Here is a 12,591-nt window from a genome sequence, read left to right on the forward strand (position 1 = left end):
CCGCACCCCTCCTGTTACCGTCAGGACTATGAGCATAATAACCCCTGACAGAGTCTTGACGGTCCTCGACGCCCCCTCCAACCTCGGCCTGCGCCCACCGGCCCCCGGCACGATCCCCGGCTGCTACAAGGCCCCCTGGGCGCTGCGGAACGCCGGCCTTGTCGGGCGTCTCGGCGCGACCGACGCGGGCGCGCTCGTCCCGCCCCGCTACGTGACCACCTGGAAGCCGGGCGACGGCGTGCGCAACGGGCCCGCCATCGCCGCCTACGCCCGCGCCCTGGCCGACCGGGTGAGCGTGATCAGGCGGGACGGCGGGTTCCCGATCCTGCTGGGCGGTGACTGCTCGATCGTGCTCGGGCCCGCCTTGGCCCTGCGCGAGCAAGGGCGGTACGGGCTGGCGTACCTGGACGCGCATGCCGACTTCCGGCACCTGGGCAACTCGCCGCACGTCGGCGCGGCGGCCGGTGAGGATCTGGCGCTGGTCACCGGGCGGGGTGACGACTACCTGACGGACATCGGCGGGCTGCGGCCGTACGTCAGGGACGAGGACGTGATCGTGCTCGGGGTGCGGGACGAGGAGGACCTGCGGGACATCGCCGACAGCGGGCTGGCGTACGTGCCCGGGAACGACATCCCCCTCGACCGGGCCAGGGAGGTGCTGGTGCGGGGCGAGCTCGACGGGTTCTGGATCCACGTGGACGCCGACGTGCTCGACCCGTCCGTGCTGCCCGCCGTGGACTCCCCGACTCCTGGCGGGCTGGACGCCGCCCAGCTCACCGGGCTGTTGCGCGGGCTGGCGGGCCTGCCTGGAGCCGCCGGGCTGGAGGTGACGATCCTCGATCCCGACCTCGACCCGGACGGCACCCAGGCGGCCCTGCTGGCCGACATCCTGGTGGCCGCCCTCACCTGACCCCCGGCCCCTGACCCCATCCTCCGCACGTCACCGCTCCTGGCCTCCCACTTTCGGCATCGGTCGTGACAAGCGCGGGTGGCACTGGGTGGTCGGGTGACAGCCCGCGGAGGCAGGGCTAGCGGATGACGTAGGCGCTGGTGCTGGAGTGGCCGGCCGCGTTGGTGGCCGTGATGGCGGTCCAGGTGCCCGAGGGCACGTACGGGGCCCAGGCCGACTCGAGCCGCTCCCGCCCGTACCATTCCTGCTTCACCACCACGTCGCCGAAGCGCAGCGTGCCGCCGTGCAGGTTGTGGCCTTCGACGAGGATCCCGGGCCGCCCGTTCAGCTCCTTCCGGTACGCGGCGACGATGATCGGCTGCTGCCACCCGGCCGCGATGTCGTCGGCGAGCGACGGCGTGTCGTAGCGGGCCTGGCAGGTGAAGAAGGGGTCCCACCCGTAAGAGATGACCTTGACGGCATGCCGCCCCGCCGCCATGACCTGCTGGTCGAGCCGGCTCTTCGTGGTCCGCCCGCGCAGCGGGAGCGGGTCCACCCGCCCGCACTCGCCCGCCGCCGGGGCGGGTTCGAAGCCCTCCACGTTGACCCACAGCTCCACGTCCTGCGGGACGCGCCGGGCCGCCGCCTCGACGTAGTCGCTGGTGGAGCCGTAGTACGCCTGCGCGTTGCGCACGTCCCCCACGACCGGCACCAGCCGGGGCGCCACCTTCGCGGCGGCCTCGTGCGCGCCGTACACCGGGACCTTGCCCGTCCCCCGCCCGTCCTGCACGGCGATCGCCATCGGCAGCCCCGCCCGGGTGCCGGCGAGATCCGCGAGGCCCTCCTCCACCTGCGACGGCGGGAACCCGCGGCCCCTGCGCGCGTCGATGTACGGGCTGACCACGATCTTCTTCCCGGGCAGCGCGGCGGCGACGACCGCGTGCTGGGCCGCGTACAGCGAGACGATCGGGTCCTTGTCCGCCCGCGCCCGCACGGCCAGCTCGAACGACTGGTACACCCCGCCGAACGCCGACAGCCCCGTGAACCGCTCCCGGTAGTCGGCCAGCACCCGCGCCGTGAAGGCGTTGAGCGCCGCGGTGTGGGCGTGGTCGGGCTCCCACGGCTTGCCCTCCCGCTGGGGCGCCGCGGGCAGCCCGGGGAAGACCGTCATGCCGTACGCGGTCGCCTCCCGCATCAGGTTCCCCAGCCCGTCGCCGTCGGTGGTGACGAGCACGAGGTCGTGCACGGCGTCGGCGCAGGAGGCGGCCAGCGACAGCCGGTAGAAGATCCGCCCCCGGCTCTCGATCCGCCGGTCGAGCCCGGGGCAGCGCAGCATGCCCTGCCCGAACTCCTCGCTGGTCGCGTACGTGTAGACCTGGCGGACCCGCTTGCCCGGCACCTCGGCGCACGGCCTGCCGTCCACGAGGCAGGCGTCGAAGTCGGGATCGGGCCGGGTGTCGAACCGGGGCCCGAACGTGATCAGCGTGTCGCCGCCGATGGTGTGGATCGCCTCGACCATGCGCTGCGTGACGCACCTGTCGGCCCGCGGCATGACCCAGTAGCCGGTGACCGCGTAGGGGGCCACCACCCGGGTGTCGCGGGGCGGGCACTCCTCCGTCTCCGGATCGTCCGGTATGACCATGCCCACCACAAAGGCGACCGCCACGACCAGCCACAGGATCCGGTGCACCCACGCCCCTTCCACGCGCCCCCAGCCTACGCATCACACCCCCGGTGCGAGCCGCCGTCGAGTGATCGCGGAGAATGGCGGCAGGAGGTGGGACATCGTGCGGATCGATCTCAGTGGCAGGACCGCGCTGGTCACCGGCTCGACCCAGGGGATCGGGGCGGCCATCGCCACCGGGCTGGCCCAGGCCGGGGCCCGGGTGGGCATCAACGGCCGCGGCGAGGGCTCGGTCGCGGCGGCCATCGAGCGGATGGACGACGAGCGCATCGAGGCCGAGCGGACCGCCGGCGAGCTGCCGCGCTACGACCTGGTCGCGGCGCCGGGCGACGTCTCGACGGACGAGGGCTGCGAGCGGGTGGTGAGCATGCTCCCCCACGTGGACATCCTGGTCAACAACCTGGGCATCTTCGGGACCAAGCCGGCGCTGGAGATCGGCGACGACGAGTGGCGGCGCTACTTCGAGGTCAACGTGCTGGCCGCGGTCCGCCTCACCCGGGCCTACCTGCCCGCCATGACCGAGCGCGGCTGGGGCCGGATCCAGTACATCGCGAGCGACTCCGCCGTCGTCATCCCCCAGGAGATGATCCACTACGGCATGACGAAGACCGCGCTGCTGGCGGTCTCCCGGGGGTTCGCCAAGGAGGCGGCGGGCAGCGGGGTGACGGTCAACTCCGTGATCGCGGGGCCGACGCACACCGGGGGCGTGGAGGAGTTCGTCTACCAGCTGGTGGACCGGGACCTGCCCTGGGATCGGGCGCAGCGGGAGTTCATGCGGCTGCACCGCCCGCAGTCGCTGCTCCAGCGGCTGATCGAGCCCGAGGAGATCGCGAACATGGTGGTCTACCTGAGCTCGCCCTTCGCCTCCGCGACGACGGGCGCGGCGGTGCGGGTGGACGGCGGCTACGTGGACTCGATCCTCCCCTGAACGCGATCCTCCCCTGAAGGAGAGCCGCGGGCTCCCACTGCCGGGGGATGTGACCGGCCCGGCCCGCGGCCAGCCTGAGGGCATGATCCTTCACACTCTCATCGCGGGCGCCGTGGCGCTCGGCGCCCTGGCCGTCCCCGAGCCACCGGCGATCGCGTGGCGGGACTGCCCGGCCTACTCCGACGACGTGCTGCGCTGGAGCGGGCTCGCCGAGAAGGACTTCCCCGAGTTCCGGCGCCTGTTCGGCCGTACGGAATGCGGCACGCTCAAGGTCCCCCAGAACTACGCGGACCCGGGCGGCAAGCAGATCACCATCGCCCTGACCAGGCTCAAGGCCACCGACCGGAAGCGGCGCGTGGGCAGCCTGGCGGTCAACCCCGGCGGGCCGGGCGGCAGCGGCTACCTGATGCCCATCGAGCTCGTCATGGGCGGCGCGAAGCTGAACGACCGCCACGACCTGATCGGGTTCGACCCGCGCGGCGTCGGCTACAGCACCAAGGTCAAGTGCGCGGCGGGCCGGCCGAAGCCACCGGGTCCGGGCCCCGTCACCGAGGAGGAGGCCAGGAGGATCTACGCCGAGACCGTCAAGGGCAACCAGGAGTGCGGCAAGTCGGACCCCGGCTTCGTCGGGCAGCTCACGACCGCGAACGTGGCCCGCGACCTCGACCGGATCCGCGCCGCGCTGGGCGAGCCGCGGATCAGCTTCCTGGGCGTCTCGTGGGGCACCTGGCTGGGGACGGTCTACCGCAGCCTGTTCCCCGGGAAGGTGCGGCGCATGTGGCTGGACAGCCAGGCGCTGCCCGTGCCCAGGATGGACGTCTTCACCGAGGTGCGCGCCATGGCCACCGACCGCGACTTCCGGCGGATGGCCGGGTGGATCGCCGGGCGCGACGACACGTACGGATTCGGCTCGACCGAGGAGGAGGTGGTCTCGGCGCTGACGCGGCTGCGCGAGAAGTACGACGCCGACCCGTTGACCTTTACCGACATCGACGTCACCATCGACGGCCGGATGATCGCGGGAGCCGCCGGGCAGCCGAGCGTGGCCTGGCCGGACGTGGCCGAGGTGCTGAAGGAGCTGGTGGACGCCACCGGGCCGGAGGCGCCGCCCGCGCTCAAGCGGGCCTTCGGCGATGAGCGGCCGCCGATGCCCGCGGATGCGCCCGAGCGCCAGAACCGGGTGGCCAACGTGTCCATCTTCTGCAACGAGGATCTGGGCCCGCGTACGTTCGAGTCGGCCTGGAACGCCTACCAGCAGCGGCTGAAGCGCTATCCGGTGACCGGCGAGGCCAGCACGTTCTTCCCGCTGTGCGCGGGGTGGCCGCTGCCCGCCCAGGCCCCGAAGCTGCGGCACAGCGGGGGGTCGCTGGTGCTGTCGGGGCATCTGCACGAGAGCCCGTCGCCGTACGAGTGGACGCTGGAGACGCAGAAGGTCGTCGGCGGGCACGTGGTGACGATCAATGACGACGTCCACGGCTCCGCCCTGAGGACTCCGGCCTGTCTCACCAAGGTCGTCGCCTACTTCGAGACCGGTCACCGCCCGGGCTCCTGCCCCGGGGTCCCGCTGCCGAGTTAACGGCGGTCGAGGCCGGAGAGCTGCCAGGCCAGGCGGCGGCGTACGGCGGGGACCCGGCCCGCGAGCCCCAGCACCAGGTTGCGCACCGGCCGCAGGGCCGCGCTCGCCGTGGCCAGCGCCGTCAGCCGCCCGGCCAGCGCCACGACCTTCTCCGCCACCGGCCGGCGGGCGGCGGCGTAGCCGTCGAGCTGGTCCTCGGGGCCGCCCGCCAGCACCTTGGCCAGCGCCTCGCCCAGCTTGACGGCGTCCTCGACGCCCAGGTTCATGCCCTGCCCGCCGGCGGGCGAGTGCACGTGCGCGGCGTCCCCGGCGAGCAGGACCCGCCCGTCCCGGTAGGTGTCGGCGATCCGGTGGTGAACGCGGAAGCGCGACCCCCACACCACCTCCTCGACCACGGCGGGCACGGCCTGCGGCCCGCGCGTGTCGAGCAGCCGCTGCACGAACGCCGCGTCGGGCTCGCGCGGGGCCTCGTCCACGGTGGCCACGATCCGGTACAGCCCGTCGGGCAGCGGTGCCACGACCACCAGGCCGTCGGGCGAGAAGTAGAGGATGACCTCGTCCTGCGGCACCCCGCCGCTCAGCCGGACGTCGGCCAGGGTGAACGACTCGGCGTACGTGCCGCCGCCGAAGCCGATCCCGGCCTGCTCGCGTACGACGCTGTGCAGCCCGTCGGCCCCCACCAGGTAGGAGGCCCGCAGCGTGCGCCCGTCCGCCAGGGTCGCGGTGACGCCGGAGGGGTCCTGCTCGACCGTGGTCACCAGCGCCGGCCGCAGCACCCGGACGCCCAGCTCCGTCAGCCGGCCCAGCAGGAACGCCTCGGTGTCCGCCTGGGAGACCATCAGCGTGTACGGGTAACGCGTCGGCAGCCCCTCGAAGGGCACCGGCACCAGCAGCCGGTCGCGGTCGCGGATCGTGAAGCGCGGCGTGTGCACCCCGCGCGCGGTCAGGGCGGGCGTGACCCCGTACGGCTCCAGCAGCTCCAGCGTGCGCGAGTGCACGACGGCGGCCCTGGAGGTGTTCGCGCCCTCGGCCTGCCCGTCCACGACGACGACGCCGTGGCCGAGCTGGGTCAGGACGATGGCGGTGGTCAGCCCCACGGGGCCGGCGCCGACGACGAGCACGTCAGTGCTGATCATGGTTCCTCCTTAGAAGCCCACGCTTGTAGGCCAACACCTGTTGACACTAGAGGGACCACCCTTGGATGTCAACGCTTGTTGGCCAACGGTCGCAGGCATGACCTCAGCACAAATGCAGGAAATTGTCCTATATCGCTACTTCCTGACCTTTATCCCGCTCACTGCCATGACCAGCGCACGAGCCATCGAGGCGATAGCCCACGCCGTTCACGGCTTTCTCCGCCTTGACAGGGCGAGAAAACAACTGTCACATCGTTCACAAAGGCCACATTGACCCTCTTTGCAGGCACATTCAGATCATGTTAGAAGGGAGGGAAGCAGAGAGGACCGGGCACAGTGACGGTGATTCTCGACGGCGTCTCCGTGCGACAGCGCGGAGAGATCTGGCTCGACGACATCCGCCTGGAATTATCTGATGGAATGACCACCCTCATCGGCCCGATGACGGCGGGAAAGACGACGTTGATGCGGGTCGTCGCCGGTTTGCTGACGCCCGACTCAGGCCGGGTGACGGTCAACGGAAAAGACGTCACCAGAATTTCGGTGCGAAAACGTTCGGTCGCCTTCGTCTATCAGCAATTCATCAATTACCCGTCGCTGACCGTCTACGAGAACATCGCCTCCCCGCTCCGCCTCGACCCGCGATTCCGCCGCGACGGCGTGGACCGCCGGGTGCGCGAGGTGGCCGAGCTCATGGGCATCGCCGAGCTCCTCGACCGCCGGCCCGCCGAGCTGTCGGGCGGGCAGCAGCAGCGCACCGCCATCGCCCGCGCCCTGGCCCGCCCCGTGGACGTGCTGCTGCTCGACGAGCCCCTGGCCAACCTGGACTTCAAGCTGCGCGAGCAGTTGCGGGCCGACCTGAAGAGCATGTTCGCCGGCTCCTCCGGCGTGGTGCTCTACTCCACCGCCGACCCCGGCGAGGCGCTGACGTTCGCGGCGCCCACCGTGGTCCTGGGCGAGGGCAAGGTCCAGCACGTCGGCGACGTCGCCGACATGTACGCGCACCCGCCGACGCTGGCCGTGGCCGCCACGCTCAGCGACCCGCCGCTCAACCTGCTGCCCGGCGTCGTCCGCGACGGCCGGATCGAGCTGCTCGGCACCTCCTTCCCCGCGCCCCGCGCGCACGCGTCCGGCCAGGACGTCCTGCTCGGCGTGCGGCCCCACCAGGTGTCGATCACCCCCGACGGCCCCGGCGCGCTGGAGCTGCCCGCCGAGATCAGGCTCGCCGAGGTCACCGGGAGCGCGACGTTCCTGCACCTCCTCCTCGAAGGCGGCCGCCACCTGGTCGCCCACCTGCCGGGCCCCCGGCTGTTCACCCCCGGCCAGCCCACGGTCGCGTACGTGAACCCCGCGCACGTCTTCGTCTTCGACCGCGCGGGCCACCTGCTCGCCACCAGCGCCGCGGAGGTGGACCTGCATGGCTGACATCCGGCTGGAGGGTGTGGGCCACAGCTACGACGGCGGCCGGACGTGGGCGGTCAAGCCGATGACGTGGACGTGGCGCGGCTCCAGGGCGTACGCGCTGCTCGGCCCCAGCGGCTGCGGCAAGACGACGCTGCTGAACATCATCTCCGGCCTGATCACACCCACGGTGGGCCGGATCTTCCTCGACGACCGCGACGTCACCGGCGTGCCCACCGCGGGCCGCAACATCGCGCAGGTCTTCCAGTTCCCGGTCCTGTACGAGGAGATGTCGGTCTACGACAACCTCGCCTTCCCCCTCAGGAACCGGAAGGTCCCGAAGCCGGAGATCGACCAGCGGGTCCGCCAGGTCTCGCAGCTCCTCGGTCTCGACCACGTCCTGAACCGCAGATCGCGCAGGCTCGACCCGGGCCGCCAGCAGATCGTCAGCCTGGGCCGCGGCCTCGTCCGCTCCCAGGTCGCCGCCGTCCTCCTCGACGAGCCGCTGACCGTGGTGGACCCCACGCTCAAGTGGACGCTGCGCAGCAAGCTCAAGGAGATCCACCGCGACACCGGCCACACCCTGATCTACGTCACCCACGACCAGACGGAGGCGCTGACGTTCGCCGACGAGGTGGTCGTGCTCAACGACGGTGAGATCGTGCAGGCCGGGCAGCCGGCGGAGCTGTTCCTGTCGCCGGCGCACGAGTTCGTCGGCCACTTCATCGGCTCCCCCGGCATGAACATGCTGCCCGCCGAGATCGTCGGGGACGTCGTGCGCATCGGGCAGGCGGACGTGGGGGCGGCCGTGGAGCCCCTGCCGCCGGGGCCGGTCCGGATCGGCGTGCGGCCCGAGTTCGTGCTGATCACCGGCGCGCTCACCTCGCCCGGGGTGCCGGCCCAGGTGGTCGGGGTCGACCGGATGGGCGCGTACGACCTGGTCCACACCGTGGTCGGCGAGCACCAGGTGATCGCCAAGACCGAGGCGGGCTCCGTCCACGAGCCCGGCGCGGTCGAGTTCCTGCACTTCCCCGCCGACCGCACGTTCCTGTTCCGGGACAAGGTCAGGTGCGGTTCCCTCGCACCCCTGAACGGAAGGGGGCCGGCGTGACCGACCAGGCCACTGTCGCGGGCAGCCAGGTGAGCGGCGAGGTCGTCACCGAGGCCACCGCCGAGGAGGAGCCGCGCGCCGCGCTGAAACGCAAGGACAACCGGGCCTGGTGGCTGGTCCTGCCGGTGGTCGTGTCGGTGGCGTTCACCGCGGTGATCCCGCTGATGACCGTGGTCAACTTCTCCGTGCAGGACGTCTTCAGCCCCAACGACCGGGTCTTCGTCGGCCTGGAGTGGTTCCGGTCGATCGCGCGGGACCCGGAGGTGCGCGCGGCGCTGGTGCGCACGCTGCTGTTCTCGGGGCAGGTGCTGCTGCTGGAGATCCCCCTGGGCGTGGCGCTGGCCGTGGTCATGCCGCGCCGGGGCGTGTGGGTGTCGGTCGCGCTGGTGCTGGTCGCGCTGCCGCTGCTCATCCCGTGGAACGTGGTGGGCACGATCTGGCAGATCTTCGCCCGCGGCGACATCGGGCTGGGCGGCTGGACGATCAACAACGTGCTGGGGATCAACTTCAACTACACGCTGGACTCGACGGACGCCTGGATCACGGTCCTGGTCATGGACGTGTGGCACTGGACGCCGCTGGTGGCGCTGCTGGCGTACGCGGGGCTGCGCTCGATCCCGGAGCCGTACTTCCAGGCCGCGCAGATCGACGGCGCCTCGGCGTGGGCCACGTTCCGGCACATCCAGCTGCCTCGGCTGCGCGGGGTGCTGACGATCGCGATCCTGCTCAGGTTCATGGACAGCTTCATGATCTACACCGAGCCGTTCGTGGTCACCGGCGGCGGGCCCGGCAACGCCACCTCGTTCCTCAGCATCCTGCTCTCCAAGATCGCGGTCGGCCAGTTCGACCTGGGCCCGGCGGGGGCGTTCTCGCTGCTCTACTTCCTGATCGTGCAGATCCTCTGCTACGTCTTCTTCACCGTGCTCACCAGGTCGGGGAGGTGAGGTGATGGGCGCAGAACGCGACAGGACCACCGGCCGGCGGCTCCCCTGGGCGCGCACGGTCTTCTGGCTCTACGTCGCCACGCTGATGTTGCCGCTGTTGTGGATGTTCGGCATGTCCATCCGCCCGAACGAGGACATCCTCGGCAGCTTCTCGCTCATCCCGCAGCGCGTGACGTTCGACAACTACGCCACCTTCTTCACCGACTCCGTCTGGTATTCGAGCTATCTCAACTCCATCGTCTACACCTCGCTGAACGCCGTGATGTCGCTGATCGTGGCGCTGCCGGCGGCGTACGCGTTCTCCCGCTTCCGGTTCGCCGGGGACAAGCATCTGTTCTTCTGGCTGCTGACCAACCGCATGGCGCCACCGGCGGTGTTCCTGCTGCCGTTCTTCCAGATCTACCAGAGCGTCGGCCTCTTCGACACGCACCTCGGCGTGGCCATCGCGCACATGCTCTTCAACGTCCCGCTGGCGGTCTGGATCCTCGAAGGATTCATGTCCGGGATTCCGCGGGAAATAGACGAGACCGCGGCGATAGACGGCTATTCGCTGCCGCGCTTCTTCATCAAGATATTCCTGCCGATGATCCGCTCCGCGATCGGCGTGACGGCGTTCTTCTGCTTCATGTTCAGCTGGGTCGAGCTGCTGATCGCCCGGACGATCACCTCGGTGGACGCCAAGCCGATAGCCGCGACGATGACGCGGACGGTGAGCGCGGCGGGCGTGGACTGGGGGCTGCTGGCGGCGGCCGGCGTCCTCACCATCGTTCCCGGCGCCATCGTCATCTGGTTCGTACGGAACTACATCGCCAAGGGCTTCGCCCTGGGAAGGGTCTAGCCGTGCTCGAATGGATGGTCTGGACCGCCCCCACGGCCCTGGTGTTCGCCGGACTGGCACTGCTGCTGGTCGTCATGACGGTCTGGGGCCGGATCTCCCCTCCTGTGGCCAGGCGGGGCTTCCTGCGCATCGAGACCGATCGGGGCGACCGGCTCTACATCGGCCTGGTCACCGCCGCCGTCGTGCTGGCCGGCTGGATCGCAATCACCGACCTGTCCATGTGGCTCGCGCTCGGCTGCGCGCTGCTCGTGGCGGTCGTGATCGGCATATGGGGCTAACAGAAGAGGAGCCAAGGATGAGGCATCGGGCAGGCAAGTCCGCGGCCGTAGGTCTGGCCGCGCTCGTCCTGATAGCGGCCGGCTGCACGCAGGGCGCGGAGCGACCCGCGAGCGACTTCAAGGAGGCCGACGGCAAGGCCGCGGCCCAGCGGTGGGTGTCACAGGAGTTCACGCCGAGCACCCTGAGCAAGGACCAGCAGATCGCGGAGATGGACTGGTTCATCAAGGCCGCGGCCCCGTACCGGGGCATGCAGATCAACGTGGTCTCCGAGACGATCACCACGCACGAGTACGAGTCTCAGCAGCTCGCCAAGGCGTTCACCGAGATCACCGGGATCAGGATCAAGCACGACCTGATCCAGGAGGGTGACGTCGTCGAGAAGCTCCAGACTCAGATCCAGGGCAACCAGAACATCTACGACGCCTACGTCAACGACTCCGACCTCATCGGCACCCACTCGCGCGGCGACTACGTGGTCCCGCTGTCGGACTACATGGCCGGAGAGGGCAAGAACGTCACCTCGCCCACGCTGGACCTGAACGACTTCATCGGCATCAGCTTCACCACCGGGCCGGACAAGAAGATCTACCAGCTCCCCGACCAGCAGTTCGCGAACCTCTACTGGTTCCGCTACGACTGGTTCACCGACCCGGAGATCAAGAAGCAGTTCAAGGACGCGTACGGCTACGACCTCGGCGTCCCGGTCAACTGGGCGGCCTACGAGGACATCGCCGAGTTCTTCACCAGCAAGGTCAACGGCAACGGCACCATCGACGGCAAGAAGGTCTACGGCCACATGGACTACGGCCGCAAGGACCCGTCGCTGGGCTGGCGCTTCACCGACGCCTGGCTGTCCATGGCCGGCAACGGCGACCCCGGCATCCCGAACGGCCTGCCGGTGGACGACTGGGGCATCCGGGTGGAGAACTGCCGCCCGGTCGGCTCGTCGGTCACCCGCGGCGGCGACACCAACGGCCCGGCCGCGGTCTACGCCCTGACCAAGTACGTGGACTGGCTGAAGAAGTACGCCCCCCGCGAGGCCGCGGGCATGAACTTCAGCGAGGCCGGCCCGGTGCCGGCGCAGGGCAACATCGCCCAGCAGATCTTCTGGTACACCTCGTTCACGGCCGACATGACCAAGGAGGGGTTGCCGGTCGTCAACAGCGACGGCACGCCGAAGTGGCGCATCGCGCCCAGCCCGCACGGCGCGTACTGGAAGGACGGCAACAAGCTGGGCTACCAGGACGCCGGCTCGTGGACGCTGCTGAAGAGCACCCCGCAGGACCGCCGGGCCGCGGCCTGGCTGTACGCGCAGTTCGTCACGTCGAAGACGGTGTCGCTGAAGAAGTCGATCGTCGGCCTGACGTTCATCCGCGAATCGGACATCAAGAGCCAGTACTTCGCCGACAACGCCAAGAAGTACGGCGGCCTCATCGAGTTCTACGGCTCACCGGCCCGCGTGCAGTGGACCCCGACCGGCACGAACGTGCCCGACTACCCCAAGCTGGCCCAGCTCTGGTGGCAGAACGTGGCCACCGCCGTGACCGGCGAGACCACGCCGCAGCAGTCGATGGACAACCTGGCCAAGCAGCAGGACGACATCCTGTCCCGGCTGGAGCGGCTCTCGCGCGAGCGGCAGGGGTACGGCGGCCAGTGCGCGCCGAAGCTGAACCAGGAGCGGCCCGCCCAGTACTGGTACGACCAGCCCGGCGCCCCCGCGCCGAAGCTGGCCGACGAGCGGGGCAAGCCGGAGACCCTCGACTACGACAAACTGATCGCCACCTGGAAGAAGGCCGACTGAGAGC

General features: G+C 70.4%; 11 protein-coding genes. 9 read left to right on the plus strand and 2 right to left on the minus strand.

Annotated elements, in window-relative coordinates; translation table 11 throughout:
* Window positions 1–28: 28 nt before the first annotated feature.
* Window positions 29–910 (plus strand): arginase family protein, encoded by an 882-nt coding sequence (locus AB0J69_RS23370; protein ID WP_364120717.1) that lies wholly within the window; start codon window positions 29–31, stop codon window positions 908–910.
* A gap of 118 nt (window positions 911–1,028) precedes the next feature.
* Here AB0J69_RS23370 and AB0J69_RS23375 read toward each other — a convergent pair whose 3' ends face one another.
* Window positions 1,029–2,594, minus strand: coding sequence for a hypothetical protein (locus AB0J69_RS23375; protein ID WP_364120720.1), 1,566 nt, complete (start codon window positions 2,592–2,594; stop codon window positions 1,029–1,031).
* Window positions 2,595–2,676: 82 nt separating this feature from the next.
* Between AB0J69_RS23375 and AB0J69_RS23380 the strand changes: the two genes are divergently transcribed.
* Both AB0J69_RS23380 and AB0J69_RS23385 read left to right on the plus strand, forming a co-directional pair.
* A complete protein-coding gene (locus tag AB0J69_RS23380; RefSeq protein ID WP_364120723.1) occupies window positions 2,677–3,501 on the plus strand; it encodes an SDR family oxidoreductase in 825 nt (274 codons plus the stop codon).
* Between the two features lie 82 nt (window positions 3,502–3,583).
* Window positions 3,584–5,077 carry an alpha/beta fold hydrolase gene (locus AB0J69_RS23385; RefSeq protein WP_364120726.1) on the plus strand — a complete coding sequence of 498 codons (1,494 nt, stop codon included), beginning with the start codon at window positions 3,584–3,586 and terminating at the stop codon, window positions 5,075–5,077.
* Here AB0J69_RS23385 and AB0J69_RS23390 read toward each other — a convergent pair.
* Window positions 5,074–6,213 carry an NAD(P)/FAD-dependent oxidoreductase gene (locus AB0J69_RS23390; protein WP_364120729.1) on the minus strand — a complete coding sequence of 380 codons (1,140 nt, stop codon included), beginning with the start codon at window positions 6,211–6,213 and terminating at the stop codon, window positions 5,074–5,076. The genes AB0J69_RS23385 and AB0J69_RS23390 overlap by 4 nt on opposite strands.
* A 336-nt stretch (window positions 6,214–6,549) precedes the next feature.
* Between AB0J69_RS23390 and AB0J69_RS23395 the strand changes: the two genes are divergently transcribed.
* From AB0J69_RS23395 to AB0J69_RS23420, 6 genes are all read left to right on the plus strand, one after another.
* A complete protein-coding gene (locus AB0J69_RS23395; protein WP_364120732.1) occupies window positions 6,550–7,638 on the plus strand; it encodes an ABC transporter ATP-binding protein in 1,089 nt (362 codons plus the stop codon).
* Complete coding sequence (locus tag AB0J69_RS23400; protein WP_364120735.1) at window positions 7,631–8,725, plus strand: ABC transporter ATP-binding protein; 1,095 nt, start codon at window positions 7,631–7,633, stop codon at window positions 8,723–8,725. The genes AB0J69_RS23395 and AB0J69_RS23400 overlap by 8 nt, the downstream gene beginning before the upstream one ends.
* Window positions 8,722–9,669 carry a sugar ABC transporter permease gene (locus AB0J69_RS23405; protein WP_364120738.1) on the plus strand — a complete coding sequence of 316 codons (948 nt, stop codon included), beginning with the start codon at window positions 8,722–8,724 and terminating at the stop codon, window positions 9,667–9,669. The genes AB0J69_RS23400 and AB0J69_RS23405 overlap by 4 nt, the downstream gene beginning before the upstream one ends.
* 85 nt (window positions 9,670–9,754) lie before the next feature.
* Window positions 9,755–10,507, plus strand: coding sequence for a carbohydrate ABC transporter permease (locus AB0J69_RS23410; protein WP_364120866.1), 753 nt, complete (start codon window positions 9,755–9,757; stop codon window positions 10,505–10,507).
* 2 nt (window positions 10,508–10,509) lie between these two features.
* Window positions 10,510–10,785: a DUF2160 family membrane protein gene (locus tag AB0J69_RS23415; RefSeq protein WP_364120741.1), complete on the plus strand. Its 276-nt coding sequence runs from the start codon at window positions 10,510–10,512 to the stop codon at window positions 10,783–10,785.
* Between the two features lie 17 nt (window positions 10,786–10,802).
* On the plus strand, window positions 10,803–12,587 hold the full coding sequence (locus AB0J69_RS23420) for an ABC transporter substrate-binding protein (protein WP_364120743.1): 1,785 nt from the start codon (window positions 10,803–10,805) through the stop codon (window positions 12,585–12,587).
* The last annotated feature ends 4 nt before the right edge of the window (window positions 12,588–12,591 follow it).

Origin of the sequence: Nonomuraea sp. NPDC049709 (assembly GCF_040674815.1) — a bacterium.
GTDB lineage: Bacteria > Actinomycetota > Actinomycetes > Streptosporangiales > Streptosporangiaceae > Nonomuraea.

What these genes read in the sequence shown, in the direction of transcription:
- AB0J69_RS23370 (WP_364120717.1), top strand. Translation starts at nt 29, where the DNA reads ATGAGCATAATAACCCCTGACAGAGTCTTGACGGTCCTCGACGCCCCC.
- AB0J69_RS23385 (WP_364120726.1), top strand. Translation starts at nt 3,584, where the DNA reads ATGATCCTTCACACTCTCATCGCGGGCGCCGTGGCGCTCGGCGCCCTG.
- AB0J69_RS23390 (WP_364120729.1), bottom strand. Translation starts at nt 6,213, where the DNA reads ATGATCAGCACTGACGTGCTCGTCGTCGGCGCCGGCCCCGTGGGGCTG.
- AB0J69_RS23400 (WP_364120735.1), top strand. Translation starts at nt 7,631, where the DNA reads ATGGCTGACATCCGGCTGGAGGGTGTGGGCCACAGCTACGACGGCGGC.
- AB0J69_RS23410 (WP_364120866.1), top strand. Translation starts at nt 9,755, where the DNA reads ATGTTGCCGCTGTTGTGGATGTTCGGCATGTCCATCCGCCCGAACGAG.
- AB0J69_RS23420 (WP_364120743.1), top strand. Translation starts at nt 10,803, where the DNA reads ATGAGGCATCGGGCAGGCAAGTCCGCGGCCGTAGGTCTGGCCGCGCTC.